Raw genomic sequence first — 17,290 nt, 5'->3', positions numbered from 1 at the left:
TAAAACCATTAAAGAACACAAAAAAAGTATAAGAACCGTAATTTTACTATTGTAAATATTAAGAAAAAATCAAAAGACAACAAAGACATTGGAAATCTAATAGCAAAATAAAATCACAACCATTAAAAACTTAACAACTTATAAAACAGTCAACCCAAATGTTTTTCATTAAACAAAAACTTCAAAGCAAAAAAAGAAACAGCATAACAAAACGAATAAAGAGAAACATCTAAAAACAACAACCAGAAATTAAAATCATCACTAAAAAAAGAAAACTCCCAATTAAAATATGACACAACTAAAACATACATAATCGCTGATACCACTATCAACATTTCAAACTCCAAAAGTTCATCAATAGTAAATAAAACCCCATAAAAGGGGTTTTTAGTTTCATCTTAAAAATAAGTCGTGATATCGATAGGCCCTAAGCATGGGTCTGAAGGATAAAACGGCCCTTGATACCTTGGCGCTGTTGTAGGCAGGGAAGTACTGCCGCCATAAATTTTTTCTAATTGATATGTTAATTCAATCATTTCTCGTACCTTTTGATTAGTTTTGTTCATTTTATTTTCCTTATTACCTCAAGCTCCCGAGTGAGAGTGATTACTCGAAATCGTTTACTAGCTCAGAACAAATTCTCCACCAGCAGAAGTATCTGTATAAGGCTCATTTTCAATATTTAACTTACACACAGGTGCTTGTGTTGATTCACCCATAGGCATTTTCCTAGCCTCATAAATATCCTTATCCACCTCAACAGCTTCACCATATCGAAGCTCGATCACACGATCAGCACTGGCTATGGTTTCAGGGCGGTGAGCGATAATGATACGAGTTATATCTAAAGACTTAACTGCAGTATTAACTGCATATTCAAGCTTGGTATCAAGATTACTCGTAGCCTCATCCATAAATAAAATTTTAGGTTTGCGATATAACGCACGAGCTAATAGTAGGCGCTGAATTTGACCACCAGATAGTGCAGCTCCCATGTCACCAACCAGCGTGTTATAACCCATAGTCATATTAGCAATATCTTTATCTATAGCTGCAACCTGAGCAGCCCACTCTACTTGCTTCATATCTAACTGCGGATCAAAAAATGAGATGTTATCGGCTATTGATCCAGATAGTAGCTGATCATCTTGCATAACTCCGGCTATTTGAGAGCGATAGCTACCTAAACCTAATTGACGAATATCTTGATTATCAACCAACACCTTTCCATCATCAGGCTCAAAAAGTCCAAGCATAATTTTTGCGAGCGTTGTTTTACCACAACCAGAAGGGCCTATTATTGCAACAGATTCACCAGCTTCAATTTGCAAATTAAGTGATTTAAAAATAGGTGCGTCTTTTTGATTATATTTATAGGCAATATTTTGTAGCTCAATCTTTCCCGTTAATGGAGAGCCTGATATTTTTCGCTCAATATCTTGTTCTTTATCTGTGAGTGTAATATCACCTAAGCGATTGAAGTGCAGGTTCAGCATTTTAAATTCAATGGCTTTCTCAACAAGACCTGCCATTTTTTCTACGAACTGTCTTTTATATGCCATAAAGGCAAATAACATCCCTACCGTTAGGTCGCCATCCATCACTAATAAAGCAGCAAAATAGATAACCAGTACGTTTTCAACGCCAAAAATAACTTTATTTACTGCTTCATACCCGATATTTAAATGTCCAACGCGTATACCTGCGTTCAGACTATCCGCATATTTATTATGCCAAACACTTTGTCTTTGTACTTCACGACCAAATAGCTTTATCGTTTGTATTCCGCGAATGGTTTCCATGAAGTTAGATTGCTCTTTTGCAGAATTCACAATGACTTCTTCCGACATTTGCCTCAATGGTCGGTACATTGCAATTCTGAAAATGGCATATAACACAATGGCAACTAGCACTACGAAGCTCAATTTGGGGCTGTAAATAAAAATCATCACTAGTGTGGCAATTGCCATAATACCATCGATGATAACTTCAATTACTCCCTGAGTTAGTAGGTCTTTCACTTGTTGTAATGAGCCAAAACGCGAAACCACATCACCAATATGGCGCTTTTCAAAGTACTTTAAAGGTAAGCGTATTAAATGATAAAACAGGTTGGAGCCAAGCTGTATACTCATCAAGTTTCCAAAGTGTAATAGCAAAACACTCCGAACGGCACCAGTTATCATTTCAATTAGCATAAGAAGGCCAAAGCCTATCGCCAATATCGCGAGTAAGTTCTTGTCGTAGCTGAGCACAACTTCGTCGACAACTAACTGCATATAGTAAGGACTTGCAATCGCGAACGCCTGGAGTAATACCGATAAAATAAACACTTTACCAAGTGTTGATTTCATCCCAGTCACCTTGCTCCAAAAGTCAGATAACTTCAAGTTTACTCTCGTATCCTCAGAGCGAAACTCCTCTGTTGGATTTAGCTCTAAAGCAACACCAGTAAAATGCTTAGAAAACTCGCTTAATGTATATTTTCGTAAACCAACTCCAGGGTCATGTATTTCGACTCCGCGACTTGAAACTTTTTTTAATACCACAAAGTGGTTCATATCCCAATGTAAAATGCAGGGGGTCTTGAGCTTAGGTAGATGCTCTAAGTCTAGCCGCAGTGCTCTTGTGCTAAACTTTAACTTATCAGCAATCTGCATCAACTCTTCTAAATTTGCTCCTTTGAGCGATATTTCGTGTTCACGTCTAAGCGAAGTAAGATCGGTTTTATGACCATGGTATGCCGCTACCATAGCTAAGCTAGCTAAACCACATTCAGCGGCTTCAGTTTGCAAGATCACAGGTAGACGCTTATTGCCACTAAATCTCAATAAATGCATAGGATTTTCCATTACAACGCTCCTTTGATGCTGTAAATTGGTTCAAATAACCACTCAAATAATGAGCGACTATCAACCATAATGTCGGCTTCTAGTAACATTCCAGCTTGGAGCGGAACTGTCGCGCCATAGGCATTAGCAGACTGAGATTTAAGACTTACAACTACTTGATATACCGGTTCTCGCAAAGATACAGGGGCATTTGCTTCATTAGGTAATAAAATTGATTTAGAAACTGTATTAATATGCCCTTCATATATGCCAAAGCGCTGATATGGAAATGCTTGGTAACGGATCCGAGTAAGCTGCTCGGGTTTTACAAAGCCATAAGCTCTCGTTGGCACAAACAAAATAGCCTCCAACTCCGCATTATGCGGCAAGACAGTCATTATGGGAGTTTGTCCATTTGCAACCATCCCCGGTTTAACAAGTAGATTGCTAACTTTGCCATCCATTTGGCTCAGTATATTGTAGCTCTGCTGGCCTTGTGCTTGTCTGATTTGTTGGTTGATACTTGCGAGTTGTGACTGAAGGCTTACTTGTTTTTCTCGATGATCTATAGGTAACTGCGCTAGTTCATATTGAAGTTGACTCATCTGTTCTCTTTGACTGGATAGCCGCGACAACAGCTCTTCTTGCTGCTGAGTAATTGCTAATAAGTTGTCTTTTTGAGTCTTTAAGTCATTACCTGAGGCAAACCCCTTTGTGATAAGTGCTTCTGTATTTTTGACTCGCTCATCGCTAAGCGCTACTCGCTCGGATAGTAGTCGTAACTGGTTTTTAGCCTTTTCTAGCTGAATTGATAAACTTGCGATCTGAGACTCAAGTTTATCCTGATTCATATCTCTCAACTTTATTTGATTCGCAAGATTTTCTTGCAATAGCTGCTTTTGCTTTTCCAACTCAGTGACAATCGCGGCATTCATGTCTGCACCAGAAGTCAGTACCCGCTCCATACGAATCGTTGCGAGCACTTCACCTTTCTTAACAGACTGACCTTCTTCTACCAGGACTCTATCAACTACCCCTGTGCCGAGCGGATAAATTTTGCTAACCCCCTGAGTTGGTCTTAGGTAACCAGAAACCACTTCTTTTCTGTGGTACTCTCCTAGGAATAAATAAGCGCAACCTATAACTACGATAAGTACAATTACACCTAGTATCCAGTTGAATGACATATGAGTCGCGAGGGTAACTTCACCATCTAGTTTATGCCCTTGATGTAATAACGCTTCTTTTCTGAATAAGTCAGACATTATGCCACCTTATTGTCAGGCAACGCTGCAGAGTTAAAAATTCTCCATTCGTCGTTATCACGCGTCATCATGTGAACGTTGCTTGATACCTGAACAACTTCATTACCTTCAATTGTCGCTTCAAACCTTAAGCTATCTCGCACAATTAATAGGTCAGGTTGCTTTGAGATAAGCTCAACACCTTGTAATGAAAGTTTGAACTTAAATTGCTGTCTCATACCAGAAAACTGCTGATAATTTGCTTCAATAAGTGGAGAGTTACTACAATAAAATTGCGCTAAGTTATCTAACTCACCATTACATATTAGTTCGTAGTAATTATTAAAGTATTCTTCTAACGTCATTTTTAGTGCCTATTCAAACTAATAAAGTGGTTTGATAATGCCTATAGTTCACTTACATTTCAAACAAGCAAAAAAACAAAAATAACCATAACTAACAACAAGTTGACTCAAAGCATTATGAAAGGATATGGATATTATTTGATAATATTAGGGTTGTTTTGAAGGCTAGTCGGCAGACGTATTACATGGTGCAAGCGCTAAATAAACTGGTTTTCCACTTAAGCTTGAGTGCATGTTTATTTCATCTTCACTTGATTTCCAAAAAAATATATTCGATCGAGTGTGATAAAACTGAACCGCAAAACCAGTACTTTCATCATCTGTACAAATAAAATAATCTACAGAGATGTCAGGGTACGTATTGGACTGTTCAAATATCATGTACCCGTAACTTGCATTGGGTGTGATCTTGAGTATTCTCTTGCCAGTAGTGAGTTGAGGCGTATCTTTAAGCGCGTACTGTATGATTCCGCTGGAGTGTGAAAAGAAAGGCTTAAAATGGCTATCAGTCGAGAGGTACTCAAATAGTACCTCTTCCTTATGAACGGGTCCTTGTTCAATTTGATTGCGTATTGACTTCACTCCCCCTCCGGCCAAAATGTATTCCACTGGCTGAGGGATAAAAGTTAACTCTTTAATAAGTATAACATTGGTTAAAAGCCAAACAGCACGCATCAATCGAGCGACCCTTTTAGCTTACATAAAATGCTTTGTGGTTTTATCGTCCATACCACAGGCCATGCTGTCCTGATTACACATCACGCTGTAGGTCAATAGCTCCTTTACTATTTCATTAGTACCAGCACCATTAACGCTAGATGCTTGTGATTTAGTTAGTTGCTTTAGTTGCTTTTTTTTAATTGAAAGTTTCATTTTTTTATTCCGTTTTATTGTAGAGCAAGGTCTAGCATAGCGATAAATCAAAAACTTGCTATTAGCAAAACCTTAGGAAAGCTAATTTGAATATTAGGATAAGTATCTCAATAAGTTTGACTGGATAAATTAGATCCCCTAGACTAAGTTTTCCTTATTACATCTGCATTTCTCGCATATGTACCAGCCCGAGGCACCGCCATGCTCTCGGGCTTTTTTATTTGGTCTCAAAGACCGTGATTGCATTTTGCTTACGTGTGATAGCAAAAGTTAGATAACTGCCATCATTATCGATTAGCCTCATATTTAACAGATTTCCTTGTTCACTAGGATCGTAGGACTTTAGTTCATTTTGCGATAAAGCTTCGGGGTCAAACTCCATTAGCTTTTTACCGTCAAAGTAAATTAACTCTGCTCCAAATAATGTAAAGTTGGGGAAAAATGGTTCAACGTAGGTGCTTTGCCCAGTAAATGCTCCCTCTTCGAGATCGTATAACCGTACCTCTCTGAAAAAATTCTGCGTAATACACTTTGACTCTGTAAAGCAGGTAAACCAAAGAACATCTCTTATCGGCAGTAGGCGTTGCTTTCCAGTCATACTGTCTATAAGAAGCGCTCTATTTATCTTGCCCTTTTGTACCACTACAGCTATCTGAGAATCATTAGACGCTTCAATCTCAACCACTTTCTCATCAAATGAGAATTCATTGACTAACTTACCAGTGAGGTCAAACACCTTGATATCTTTATCTAATCTTATATAAATTAATGAGTTACTTTTATTCACCTTAACCCGATAAGCAAACTCATCTAACTGTACTTGGCGAATAACACGGCCTTGCTTGTCTAAAAAACTAAGTAAATGCTCATTAATATGATCAACATTGGAAATAACAACAAATTGATCCATATTTTCCAATGCTGCGGCATCTCTGGCCCCTGCAATATCCAGCTGCTTGACAAGATCTTTTGAATACAGTGTAGTTACCACTTCAAAGTCTTTTTGTTGCGCCAAATATTTATCTTTTGCTACACGCCAAATATTCCTATACTCGACTGATGAGTTATTTTTGATGTTCTCAACTTCAACTCCCAGATCGATGTCAAATGCTTTGACACTTTGGGACAGTAAATCAAACCAATATAGCTGGTTATCAACAATCGTAAAGTTGTTTACGACTCCTGTAATGGTTGCTACCTGGACTAGGTTACTGCCTTCAACATCGGTATAAAAAACTTCTGTAAACTCACTTTGCATCCGTTTGAAATACACTCGTCCGTTACTGGAGTCATAATGCAGTAATTGATCGCCAAATGAACTTGCGTTTGGAGAAGATATTCTAAACTCAAGCTCTCTTTTTCTATCGAAAATATAAAGTGCAGCAGTATGGCTCTTTTCACGAAAGCCTAGCTTGTCATAGAGTAGATAACGATTATCAACTTCTAATAGGTTGCGAATTTGCTTATCACATCCCATTACTTTTTGCGCATCAGTTTCCTTCAAATAATCAATACGCCATATGGCACAAGCACCATCTGCAGTTTTCTCTCTGTAGAATAGGTGCGAAAGAGAAGTAGAAAAACCTAAAGGCTCTACACTGCTGTCAGGAAAAGTAAATTTCTTTGCATCATCGTGTTTCATCGAACGAACAACAATAGATTTACTCGTGTCAGATTCCGACAAATAAGCATAATAATTGCTGTCAGGGTGCAATATTAAATAACTGTAATATGCCTCTTGCCAAGTGATAGCTCGCTCCTCAAAACTATCAAATGAATGCTCTTTAAAAGCGCTGAGCGCTTGATTCTCATTTTTTTTAGCAGGGAGGAAATAAAGCATTGATAGCGTGATTGCTACAACAAGAAGCATTAAGCCAATAAGTATTGTGGAGTAATTTTTTTTAGATTTTTTAGTGGGTGGTGGGGTTACTTCTGGATTACTAGATTGGCCGCCATCTTCAAAAAGAACAATTTCTCTATCTACCGCTAAGCTATAACCTTTACGGTAGTGAGTCTTAATAATAACGCCTTTGAACTTTTCTGACTTTAGCAGTTTTCTGAGTTCAGAGATCGCTCTATTTATTGCGTTATCATCAACATAATGCTGACACCAAACGTCATCAATTAAGTCTTGTCTAGTTATAATCTGATCGATGTTAAGTAACAAATAGCAAAGAATCTTATAAAGCAGTGGCTCTAATTCTCTACTTTCGTCACCATCAGTGATTGTTTGCTTTTTGGGATCTAAAGTCCATTGAGCAAACTTAACAAATTGGACTGTTCTAGTGAAATTTACTTCTTTCATCACTTTTCCGTGCTTTACCTCATCCATGAAGCCTGCGAGTTTCCATTATCGAGAAGACAATACCTATTCTAAGATAACAAAGTTATTTTTCAATAAATACGAACAATTAAAGTAGCATAAAATATAACTTTACCAACCACATTTAACCTAAAACTTAACGTTAAAAACAATAAGTTCAAGGGAATACGCTCACTTATACCCATTACAAATACAAAAGACAATATCGAACCATTATTTCTTTTTTATCATGTAAAAAATGTTATTTTTCCTGGATATTTCAAAGTTCAGAGTACCAATAAAAAATAGAATATAAAAACAGAAAGTTACAGCCCATTCTATATAAAAAGAAGCAAGTGATGCTGTTCAATGCTTGAACAACTCTCGATACCTATTTGCATCGATGCATGCATAACAAATCTTCCTAGTATGGGAATGTCTATAAAGCTTTACACGTTGTCAGCTAGAAATAGTGTGAAGAAATAACTTAGCAGATCCGCTCTCACACCCGACTACTACCTCAGTATCTACGTACCGCAAGGCAAAATTAAGCCATTTAATTGATTTAAATGGCATGGTATATCCGCCCTAAAATTTAATGCAATGGCTCTAATAGCTAGATAGCAAGCCCTTAGCTCTTTACCTGTACGCATAAAAAAACCCACGCGATGCGTGGGTTTCCAATAACCAGATAGGTGGTTGCTTATTTGCGCAGCTGGCGAATAACGCGTAGTTGAGCAAGGGCTTCTTCTAGTTGTACTGCAGCTTGTTGGTAATCCAACTCACCGCTAGTACCAGAAGCCATTTGCGCTTGCGCTTCACGTTTAGCTTCTTCAGCAGCTTGCTCGTCAAGCTCTTCCGCACGAATAGCAACGTCCGCTAGAACAGTTACTGTTTGTGGTTGAACTTCAAGCGTACCGCCTGCAACGTAGATAACTTCTTCTGAGCTATCCGCTTTAACCAAACGTACCATACCAGGTTTTAGGCCAGTCAGTAGTGGCGCGTGGCCTGGATGAATACCAAGCTCGCCTTCACTACCTGTCACTTGGATAGTAGTCACAGCGCCAGAGAACAAGCTCTGCTCTGCACTTACTACATCAAGGTGTACTGTCATTGCCATAACAACCTCCTAATTACATGTTTTTAGCTTTATCAACTGCTTCGTCGATTGAGCCAACCATGTAGAATGCCTGCTCAGGCATATCATCGTAATCACCGTTTAGGATGCCCTTAAAGCCAGAGATTGTGTCTTTAAGAGATACGTATTTACCAGGAGCACCTGTAAATACCTCAGCAACGAAGAACGGCTGAGATAGGAAACGCTGGATCTTACGTGCACGAGATACAACTTGCTTATCTTCGTCAGATAGCTCGTCCATACCTAGAATTGCGATGATGTCTTTCAGCTCTTTATAACGCTGAAGAACTGTCTGAACGCCACGTGCTGTGTCGTAGTGCTCTTGACCGATAACTTGTGGGTCAAGCTGACGTGAAGTTGAATCTAGAGGGTCTACCGCAGGATAGATACCTAGAGACGCGATATCACGAGAAAGTACTACTGTCGCATCTAAGTGAGCAAACGTTGTTGCTGGAGATGGGTCAGTCAAGTCATCCGCAGGTACGTATACCGCTTGGATTGAAGTGATTGAACCTGTCTTAGTTGATGCGATACGCTCCTGTAGAACACCCATTTCTTCAGCAAGTGTAGGCTGGTAACCTACTGCTGAAGGCATACGACCTAGAAGTGCTGATACTTCAGTACCTGCTAGTGTATAACGGTAGATGTTATCTACGAAGAATAGTACGTCACGACCTTCGTCACGGAACTTCTCAGCCATTGTTAGACCAGTTAGTGCAACACGTAAACGGTTACCCGGTGGCTCGTTCATCTGACCATATACTAGAGATACTTTGTCTAGTACGTTTGAGTCATTCATCTCATGGTAGAAGTCATTACCCTCACGAGTACGCTCACCAACACCTGCGAATACTGAGTAACCGCTGTGCTCGATTGCGATGTTACGGATAAGTTCCATCATGTTTACGGTTTTACCTACACCCGCACCACCGAATAGACCAACTTTACCACCTTTAGCGAATGGACATACAAGGTCGATAACCTTGATACCAGTCTCTAGAAGTTCAACTGAGCTGCTCTGCTCTTCGTATGATGGTGCTGCACGGTGAATAGACCAACGCTCTTCTTCACCGATAGGACCCGCTTCGTCAATTGCGTCACCAAGTACGTTCATGATACGACCTAGTGTTGCTGTACCAACTGGAACCTTAATTGGCTCAGCTGTACCTTGTACTGGAGTACCACGACGTAGACCGTCAGTACTACCTAGTGCGATACCACGTACCACACCGCCACCTAGCTGCTGTTGCACTTCTAGTGTCAAACCAGCTAAGTCGCCTTCTGTAACTTTTAGTGCGTCATATACGGCTGGCACGTTGTCTTGTGGAAACTCGATGTCCACAACGGCGCCGATAATTTGGACGACCTTACCTAAACTCATGTCTATTCCTCTTATTAAACTTTGCCGAAGCGTTACACGGCAGCCGAACCGCTCACAATCTCACTGATTTCTTGTGTGATTGCGGCTTGACGTGCCTTGTTGTATACCAGCTGTAGCTCATCAATCAGGCCACCTGCGTTATCAGTTGCGGCTTTCATCGCAACCATACGGGCAGCTTGCTCAGAGGCAGCATTCTCAACTACGCCTTGGTAAACCTGAGACTCAATAAAGCGCACAATTAGTGTCTCTAAAATCGCCTCTGGGCTTGGCTCATATAAGTAATCCCAAGCGTGAGCTGATACTTCTTCTTCAGCTTTTGGCAAAGGTAATAACTGATCGATAACAGGCTCTTGTTTCATTGTGTTGACAAACTTGTTGTACACAACGAATAAGCGGTCAATTTTGCCTTCTTCGTATGCATCTAGCATTACTTTTACAGGACCAATTACGTCCTGTATTGAAGGTGTATCTCCCAGCCCTGCCTTTTTGGCTTCAAGCGAACCACCAAAACGTTTAAAGAAACCAGCAGCTTTGCTGCCTAGTGTTGCGAACGACGCCTCAACACCCTTTTCTTTCCACGCTTTCACGTCTTTCGCTACACGCTTAAACTCGTTTGAGTTTAAGCCACCACAAAGACCACGGTCTGTAGAGATAACGATATAACCAACTCGTTTCACATCACGTTCTTCTAGGAACGGGTGATGGAAATCAAGATTAGCCTGAGCAACACGACCGATCACTTTGCGTAAGTTTTCAGCGTATGGACGACTAGACGCTACGCGTTCTTGTGCCTTCTTCATTTTAGAAGCGGCAACCATCTCCATTGCGCTGGTGATCTTTTGAGTATTCTTGATACTCCCGATCTTGCTTTTTATCTCTTTTCCGCTGGCCATGACTCTCTCTCCGAATCTCGGTGAGTAGTTACCTACTCACCTTAATAACACATTACCAAGTTTGCGTAGACTTGAACTTCTCAAGAAGCTCTTTAAGCTGCGCTTCGATCTCGGCGTTGTAGTTACCAGTTTCATTGATTTGAGCCATTAGCTCTGCGTACTCGCTCTTAGCAAACGCGATTAGGCTTGCTTCGAAATCAAGGATCTTGTTGATTTCGATATCTTTTAGGAAGCCTTTCTCTACTGCAAATAGCGATAATGACATATCAGCAACAGACATCGGTGCGTACTGTTTCTGCTTCATTAGCTCTGTTACACGCTCACCGTGTTCAAGCTGTGCACGTGTTGCATCATCAAGGTCAGAAGCGAACTGAGAGAACGCCGCTAGTTCACGGTACTGAGCTAGCGCTAGACGGATACCACCACCTAGTTTCTTAACAATCTTAGTTTGAGCTGCACCACCTACACGAGATACCGAGATACCAGCGTTAACCGCTGGACGGATACCTGCGTTGAACAAGTCAGTTTCTAAGAAGATCTGACCGTCAGTGATTGAGATAACGTTGGTAGGTACGAATGCAGAAACGTCACCACCTTGAGTTTCAATGATTGGCAATGCCGTCAATGAACCTGTTTTACCTTTCACTTCACCATTTGTGAACTTCTCAACGTAGTCAGCGTTTACACGAGACGCACGCTCTAGAAGACGTGAGTGAAGATAGAAAACGTCACCTGGGTATGCTTCACGACCTGGTGGACGCTTAAGTAGTAGTGAGATTTGACGGTAAGCAACAGCTTGCTTAGACAAATCATCATATACGATTAGTGCATCTTCACCGCGGTCACGGAAGTATTCACCCATAGTACAACCAGAGAACGGCGCTAGGAATTGTAGCGCTGCAGATTCTGATGCAGAAGCAACTACTACGATAGTGTTTGCAAGCGCACCGTGCTCTTCTAGTTTACGTACTACGTTAGCAATTGTTGACGCTTTTTGACCAACCGCTACGTACACACACTTAACGCCTGTGTCTTTTTGGTTGATGATAGCATCGATTGCTAGTGCTGTTTTACCAGTCTGACGGTCACCGATCACAAGCTCACGCTGACCACGACCAACTGGGATCATCGCATCGATAGACTTATAACCAGTTTGTACTGGCTCATCTACTGATTGACGCTCGATTACGCCAGGTGCGATTTTTTCAACTGGTTCAAAACCATCGTTATCAACAGCGCCTTTACCGTCGATTGGCTCACCTAGCGTGTTAACAACACGACCTAGTAGACCACGGCCTACTGGTACTTCAAGGATACGACCAGTTGATTTAACTTTTACGCCTTCTTTAAGGTCAGCGTATGGACCCATTACTACAGCACCTACTGAGTCACGCTCAAGGTTTAGTGCGATAGCATAACGGTTGCCAGGAAGCTCGATCATCTCACCCTGCATACAGTCAGCAAGACCGTGGATACGGATGATACCGTCGGTAACAGATACGATAGTACCTTCGTTACGCGCTTCACTTACAACTTCAAACTGCTCAATGCGTTGCTTGATCAGTGCAGAAATTTCTGTGGAATTAAGTTGCATGCTCTTTTTCCCAATTACGATTGTAGCGACGTCGCAAGACGATCTAACTTGCCGCGAACAGAACCGTCGATTACGGTGTCACCGGCTTTAATCACTAGGCCACTTACAATGGCTTCGTCGATGCTACAATTCAGCTTAACTTTGCGTGCGAAACGTTTCTCAAGTGCCGCGACCAATTTTGCTTGCGTATCATCTGCAAGCACTGTTGCTGAAACCACATCTACTTCGATTTCTTTGTCATAGTCTGCTTTTAATTCTGCAAACAATTCTGCAACAGCTGGGATGGCGGCTAAACGCTCATTTTCGGCCATCAGCTTGATAAGATTTTGACCTTGTTCGTTGAGTTGCTCAGCACATAACTTGATAATGATTTCAGACTGCTGTGATTCAGTAGCGATGCTACCAAGTAGCGCCTGAACCTGTTCGTCGCTGGTAACTTGACCAGCGAAGAACAGCATTTCATTCCAAGCTTCAACTGTGCCTTTTTCAACGGCAAGTTCAAAAGCTGCTTTAGCGTATGGGCGAGCGATAGTAGTCAATTCAGACATGCTCATACCCTCCTACTTAAAGCTCAGCGACAAGTTTTTCAACGATGTCACTGTGTGTGGCTTGATTGATTTCACGCTCTAAAATCTTCTCAGCACCTGCGATAGAAAGTGCAGCGACTTGTGAACGCAGCTCTTCTTTCACACGGTTGCGCTCAGACTCAATTTCAGAGTGTCCCTGAGCAATGATTTTTTCACGCTCTTGCTGACCACGAGTAGTCTCTTCGTCAACAATTAGCGCAGCACGCTTCTTAGCTTGTTCGATGATTTCAGCCGCTTGTGCTTTCGCTTCTTTCAACTGTTCAGCACCTTGTGCACGTACGCGCCCAAGTTCTTTCTCAGCTTCATCAGATGCCGCTAAACCATCTTCAATTTTCTTCTGGCGAGCTTCAATTGCATCATTTAGCGGTGGCCATACATATTTCATACAGAAAAGTACGAATACCGTAAACGCAATTAATTCACCGATTAGAGTGAGGTTAATATCCACAACCACTCCTCCTTAAAATAGTAAACTGTTCAAAAATTAGAATTAAAGTACGAACAGGATTACCATTGCGATACCAACACCGATCATTGCTACAGCATCGATTAGACCAGCAAGGATGAACATTTTAACCTGTAGTGAAGGCGCAAGCTCAGGTTGACGAGCACAAGCTTCAAGGAATTTACCACCCATGTTACCGAAACCGATAGCTGTACCGATTGCACCAAAGCCGATTAGTAGAGCAACAGCGATAAACTTAAGGCCTAATACTAGTTCCATTTTTTTCTCCAAAGTTTCAATTGTAAATTAAAGTTAAAGTTAATTTTTTAAAAAATCTGTTAGTGGTTGTCTGAGCTTGCCATGCTTAGGTATACGATTGTCAGCATCATAAATACGAACGCTTGCAATACGATGACCAAAATATGGAATACCGCCCAAATAAAGTGCAGTGGTAACTGCATTAAACCAATCGTACCGATCAAGATGAAAATCAATTCACCCGCGTATAAGTTACCGAACAAACGCAGTGCCAATGAGAATGGCTTTGCAACAAGAGCAATGGTTTCAAGTAACAAGTTACACGGAATCAAGAACAACATACCAATCTTGTTCTTAGTACTAAACGGATGAAGTGTTAGCTCAGCAATAAAGCCACCGATACCTTTGATTTTGATTGAATAACCGATCATCAAAATAAACACACCGATAGCTAGTGCTGCGGTCATGTTCACGTCAGTGGTTGGTACAATTTTCATGTACACATCGTGTGAATCCATACCAAACGCTTGCTCACCAACAAAGCCGGCAAAAGCAGGTAAGAAATCAACAGGAATTAAGTCCATTAAGTTCATTAAGAACACCCAAACAAAGATAGTTAGGGCTAAAGGAGCGATCAGTGCGCTTTTGCCATGATACGTATCACGTACGTTGTTACCAACGAATTCAACGATCATCTCGATAAAGCACTGGAACTTACCAGGAACGCCTATAGTGGATTTTTTAGCGGCACTTCGGAAGATCCATAAGAAAATAAGACCTAAACCGATTGACCATGCGAGGGTATCTATATTCCATGCCCAGAAACCACTGTCCGCACATGCTTTATTGAAGGCAAGACCGGCATCGGTCGAGCACATCTTGGCATTGGTCAAGTGGTGCTGAATATGGCTCGATATAGTAACTTCTTCTGCAGCCATGTTTTATCCCAAAAGTTAATGATTAAAAAAAATCAGGACCAACCATTGTGTCAGCATCACGAGCATATACGCGCCAAAGAAAGGCAGCATCATTACTGAAAAATGCTTAAAAATCAGTGCAAAGAGCACAACAGTTAGCAAAAATTTTAATCCATTTCCTCGTTTTATCGAGGAATATACTTGATTTGCTTTGCTTGCACCCATAAATCGAAAGGCGTAAGCAGCAAATACAAAATTAGGGAGTACCAACACAGCGCCGCCAGCTAATGCTGAAACTCCGGCTTGTACTCCCCAACCTATAAAAACGATTACTGCAGCGACTAATGCTACGATACCCTGAATCAAAACACCTTGTAATGCGGCTCGCCTGTATGGACGGGCTAACGAATGAGTCACTTTATATTAACCTTAATGACGTTAAATTTTATCAGGGTATGAAAACTGGCGAAATTATACTTGTTTCTGCTTAATTTGCAACTTGACGAGGCGAAATGTGACGTTTTTTGGACGCCAAATAGGTCAAAATTTGTTAGGGAGGAAGGCTTAAATTAAAGCCTGTACAAGAGTGGCTATTTTTCCATCAAAGTTCTTAGTATTCTCGCTATTTCGCAGCATATCGGTGAGGAAATAGCGGCGCAAAATAAAGCACCGCATTCACGTATTAGTCAATTAGTTAAGTTTACCGTTATTCAGCTTCATTCATTTCAGAGTTAATACGCCCCAAAATACCATCAAGCTCATCCAAACTAGCATAGGAAATAACCAGCTTACCTTTGCCTTTTTGGTTATAGTTGATCTCAACTTTTGCGCCTAAGTTTTCCTGCAATTGCTGTTCAAGCAGCTTCACATCAGGATCTTTTTGCTTCGCTTCTTTTTTCTCAACAGGCTCTAAAATGGTGCGAACCAGTTTTTCGGTTTCTCTTACGGTTAATCCTTTGGCCACAGCAGTTCTTGCTGCTTCAGATTGCGCTTCACCAGTTAGGGCAAGTAAACAACGAGCATGACCCATTTCTATGTCGCCATGTTCCAACAAGATTTTTACATCATCGTTGAGATTGTTGAGACGAAGTAAATTGGTGACCGTTGTACGCGATTTACCCACCGCATCAGCAACCTGCTGATGCGTGAGTTCAAATTCATTAAGCAATCGATCTAGAGCAATTGCCTCTTCCATCGCATTGAGGTCTTCACGCTGAATGTTTTCAATAAGGGCAATAGCAACAGCCGCTTCATCCGGCACATCTTTGATTAAACAAGGAACGGTATCTTGCTTTGCCAGTTGTGCCGCACGCCAACGTCTCTCACCGGCAATAATTTCAAAGCTTTGCGTGGTAACTTTACGCACCACAATAGGCTGTAAAATCCCCTGTGAACGGATCGAACTCGCCAGTTCCTCAAGTGCCTGTTCAGACATATCTTTACGCGGCTGATATTTACCCGGCTTTAGCCACTCAATAGGTAATCGTTGTAACTCTTGTTCAACCGCCGATTCGGCAGGTGCTTCACTGACTGTTGCAACCGCTTCTTGTTGATTAGGCACAGGTGCCGCAGCACTTGGATTAGGATTAGGTTTAGCTGAGCTGAGTAGGGCATCCAACCCTCGGCCTAAACCACGTTTTTTAACCGACATGTTCTTTTTATCCTCTTAGGCAACCGCAGCCGCTTGCTTTTCTTTGCGTCTTAGCATTTCACCCGCTAGCGCTAGATAAGCTTTCGCACCGCTTGATGCTCTATCATAATACATCGCAGGCGCTCCAAAACTTGGCGCCTCCGCTAATCGCACATTACGAGGGATCACAGTCCGGTACACTTTATCGCCAAAGTGTTGTTTTAACTGCTCAGATACGTCGTTAGCTAGACGATTACGCGGGTCGTACATAGTGCGCAAAATGCCTTCAATTTGCAATCCTGGATTCACCAACTTACCGAGTTGGGTAATGGTGTCCATTAAAGCTGTTAATCCCTCCAGTGCATAATATTCACACTGCATCGGAACTAAAACCGCATCGGCGGCAGCCATGGCATTTACCGTTAGCATATTTAATGAAGGTGGACAGTCGATGAATATATACTCATATTTATCTTTTATCGTCTCAAGGGCGTTGCGTAGTCTCACTTCGCGCGCAAACAACTCCATCAGTTTGACTTCTGCCGCGGTTACATCCCCATTGGCTGCGATCAAATGATACTCACCACTGGTTTCTGTGGTGATCACTTGATCCATTGGCGCTTCTTCGATCAATAGATCATAAACCGTTGCGACATCGGCGTATTTATCAACACCACTGCCCATGGTTGCATTGCCTTGAGGATCGAGATCGATCAACAGAACTTTACGTTTAGTCGCCGCCATGGACGCGGCTAAATTCACCGCAGTGGTTGTTTTACCAACACCACCTTTTTGGTTTGCTATTGCAATGACTCTTGCCACATTGTCCTCG

At 41.4% G+C, this 17,290-nt stretch carries 18 protein-coding genes; all 18 read right to left on the bottom strand.

Features of this window, described 5'->3' with window-relative positions:
* Window positions 1–398: 398 nt before the first annotated feature.
* Window positions 399–536, bottom strand: a complete 138-nt coding sequence (locus tag ABMY45_RS12875) for a hypothetical protein (RefSeq protein ID WP_157782772.1) — start codon at window positions 534–536, stop codon at window positions 399–401.
* A gap of 87 nt (window positions 537–623) precedes the next feature.
* Complete coding sequence (locus ABMY45_RS12870; protein WP_010604133.1) at window positions 624–2,852, bottom strand: peptidase domain-containing ABC transporter; 2,229 nt, start codon at window positions 2,850–2,852, stop codon at window positions 624–626.
* Window positions 2,852–4,096 carry an HlyD family efflux transporter periplasmic adaptor subunit gene (locus ABMY45_RS12865; RefSeq protein ID WP_010604134.1) on the bottom strand — a complete coding sequence of 415 codons (1,245 nt, stop codon included), beginning with the start codon at window positions 4,094–4,096 and terminating at the stop codon, window positions 2,852–2,854. Before ABMY45_RS12865 ends, ABMY45_RS12870 begins: the two co-directional genes overlap by 1 nt.
* Window positions 4,096–4,440, bottom strand: coding sequence for a hypothetical protein (locus ABMY45_RS12860; RefSeq protein WP_010604135.1), 345 nt, complete (start codon window positions 4,438–4,440; stop codon window positions 4,096–4,098). The genes ABMY45_RS12865 and ABMY45_RS12860 overlap by 1 nt, the downstream gene beginning before the upstream one ends.
* 165 nt (window positions 4,441–4,605) lie before the next feature.
* On the bottom strand, window positions 4,606–5,022 hold the full coding sequence (locus ABMY45_RS12855) for a hypothetical protein (RefSeq protein WP_237116687.1): 417 nt from the start codon (window positions 5,020–5,022) through the stop codon (window positions 4,606–4,608).
* 114 nt (window positions 5,023–5,136) lie between these two features.
* Window positions 5,137–5,313, bottom strand: a complete 177-nt coding sequence (locus ABMY45_RS12850; RefSeq protein WP_157782774.1) for a hypothetical protein — start codon at window positions 5,311–5,313, stop codon at window positions 5,137–5,139.
* 217 nt (window positions 5,314–5,530) lie between these two features.
* Window positions 5,531–7,618 carry a winged helix-turn-helix domain-containing protein gene (locus ABMY45_RS12845; RefSeq protein ID WP_349288963.1) on the bottom strand — a complete coding sequence of 696 codons (2,088 nt, stop codon included), beginning with the start codon at window positions 7,616–7,618 and terminating at the stop codon, window positions 5,531–5,533.
* Window positions 7,619–8,318: 700 nt separating this feature from the next.
* Window positions 8,319–8,735 carry a F0F1 ATP synthase subunit epsilon gene (locus ABMY45_RS12840; protein ID WP_010604138.1) on the bottom strand — a complete coding sequence of 139 codons (417 nt, stop codon included), beginning with the start codon at window positions 8,733–8,735 and terminating at the stop codon, window positions 8,319–8,321.
* A gap of 13 nt (window positions 8,736–8,748) precedes the next feature.
* Window positions 8,749–10,134, bottom strand: a complete 1,386-nt coding sequence (gene atpD / locus ABMY45_RS12835) for a F0F1 ATP synthase subunit beta (protein ID WP_349288962.1) — start codon at window positions 10,132–10,134, stop codon at window positions 8,749–8,751.
* 32 nt (window positions 10,135–10,166) lie between these two features.
* Window positions 10,167–11,027, bottom strand: coding sequence for a F0F1 ATP synthase subunit gamma (gene atpG, locus ABMY45_RS12830; protein WP_017218545.1), 861 nt, complete (start codon window positions 11,025–11,027; stop codon window positions 10,167–10,169).
* Between the two features lie 52 nt (window positions 11,028–11,079).
* Window positions 11,080–12,621 (bottom strand): F0F1 ATP synthase subunit alpha, encoded by a 1,542-nt coding sequence (gene atpA / locus ABMY45_RS12825; RefSeq protein WP_010376884.1) that lies wholly within the window; start codon window positions 12,619–12,621, stop codon window positions 11,080–11,082.
* Window positions 12,622–12,635: 14 nt separating this feature from the next.
* Complete coding sequence (atpH, locus tag ABMY45_RS12820; RefSeq protein ID WP_010604141.1) at window positions 12,636–13,169, bottom strand: F0F1 ATP synthase subunit delta; 534 nt, start codon at window positions 13,167–13,169, stop codon at window positions 12,636–12,638.
* A 16-nt stretch (window positions 13,170–13,185) separates the two neighbouring features.
* Window positions 13,186–13,656 (bottom strand): F0F1 ATP synthase subunit B, encoded by a 471-nt coding sequence (atpF, locus tag ABMY45_RS12815; protein WP_010604142.1) that lies wholly within the window; start codon window positions 13,654–13,656, stop codon window positions 13,186–13,188.
* 42 nt (window positions 13,657–13,698) lie between these two features.
* Window positions 13,699–13,932 carry a F0F1 ATP synthase subunit C gene (gene atpE / locus ABMY45_RS12810; RefSeq protein ID WP_010604143.1) on the bottom strand — a complete coding sequence of 78 codons (234 nt, stop codon included), beginning with the start codon at window positions 13,930–13,932 and terminating at the stop codon, window positions 13,699–13,701.
* 59 nt (window positions 13,933–13,991) lie between these two features.
* Window positions 13,992–14,849 carry a F0F1 ATP synthase subunit A gene (gene atpB, locus ABMY45_RS12805; RefSeq protein ID WP_010604144.1) on the bottom strand — a complete coding sequence of 286 codons (858 nt, stop codon included), beginning with the start codon at window positions 14,847–14,849 and terminating at the stop codon, window positions 13,992–13,994.
* A gap of 15 nt (window positions 14,850–14,864) precedes the next feature.
* A complete protein-coding gene (locus tag ABMY45_RS12800) occupies window positions 14,865–15,245 on the bottom strand; it encodes an ATP synthase subunit I (protein ID WP_010604145.1) in 381 nt (126 codons plus the stop codon).
* A 289-nt stretch (window positions 15,246–15,534) separates the two neighbouring features.
* The gene (locus ABMY45_RS12795; RefSeq protein WP_349288961.1) at window positions 15,535–16,479 is read right to left on the bottom strand and encodes a ParB/RepB/Spo0J family partition protein; all 945 of its coding nucleotides are present in this window, start codon (window positions 16,477–16,479) and stop codon (window positions 15,535–15,537) included.
* A gap of 15 nt (window positions 16,480–16,494) precedes the next feature.
* Window positions 16,495–17,280 (bottom strand): ParA family protein, encoded by a 786-nt coding sequence (locus ABMY45_RS12790; RefSeq protein ID WP_010376876.1) that lies wholly within the window; start codon window positions 17,278–17,280, stop codon window positions 16,495–16,497.
* Window positions 17,281–17,290: the final 10 nt, after the last annotated feature.

Origin of the sequence: Pseudoalteromonas sp. XMcav11-Q, from assembly GCF_040104525.1 — a bacterium.
GTDB lineage: Bacteria > Pseudomonadota > Gammaproteobacteria > Enterobacterales > Alteromonadaceae > Pseudoalteromonas.
This window is presented reverse-complemented; position numbering and strand designations above follow the sequence as displayed.

Coding starts and splice junctions, on each gene's coding strand:
- ABMY45_RS12875 (WP_157782772.1), bottom strand. CDS start 536: ATGATTGAATTAACATATCAATTAGAAAAAATTTATGGCGGCAGTACT.
- ABMY45_RS12870 (WP_010604133.1), bottom strand. CDS start 2,852: ATGGAAAATCCTATGCATTTATTGAGATTTAGTGGCAATAAGCGTCTA.
- ABMY45_RS12865 (WP_010604134.1), bottom strand. CDS start 4,096: ATGTCTGACTTATTCAGAAAAGAAGCGTTATTACATCAAGGGCATAAA.
- ABMY45_RS12860 (WP_010604135.1), bottom strand. CDS start 4,440: ATGACGTTAGAAGAATACTTTAATAATTACTACGAACTAATATGTAAT.
- ABMY45_RS12850 (WP_157782774.1), bottom strand. CDS start 5,313: ATGAAACTTTCAATTAAAAAAAAGCAACTAAAGCAACTAACTAAATCA.
- ABMY45_RS12845 (WP_349288963.1), bottom strand. CDS start 7,618: ATGAAAGAAGTAAATTTCACTAGAACAGTCCAATTTGTTAAGTTTGCT.
- ABMY45_RS12840 (WP_010604138.1), bottom strand. CDS start 8,735: ATGGCAATGACAGTACACCTTGATGTAGTAAGTGCAGAGCAGAGCTTG.
- atpD (WP_349288962.1), bottom strand. CDS start 10,134: ATGAGTTTAGGTAAGGTCGTCCAAATTATCGGCGCCGTTGTGGACATC.
- atpG (WP_017218545.1), bottom strand. CDS start 11,027: ATGGCCAGCGGAAAAGAGATAAAAAGCAAGATCGGGAGTATCAAGAAT.
- atpA (WP_010376884.1), bottom strand. CDS start 12,621: ATGCAACTTAATTCCACAGAAATTTCTGCACTGATCAAGCAACGCATT.
- atpH (WP_010604141.1), bottom strand. CDS start 13,169: ATGTCTGAATTGACTACTATCGCTCGCCCATACGCTAAAGCAGCTTTT.
- atpE (WP_010604143.1), bottom strand. CDS start 13,932: ATGGAACTAGTATTAGGCCTTAAGTTTATCGCTGTTGCTCTACTAATC.
- atpB (WP_010604144.1), bottom strand. CDS start 14,849: ATGGCTGCAGAAGAAGTTACTATATCGAGCCATATTCAGCACCACTTG.
- ABMY45_RS12795 (WP_349288961.1), bottom strand. CDS start 16,479: ATGTCGGTTAAAAAACGTGGTTTAGGCCGAGGGTTGGATGCCCTACTC.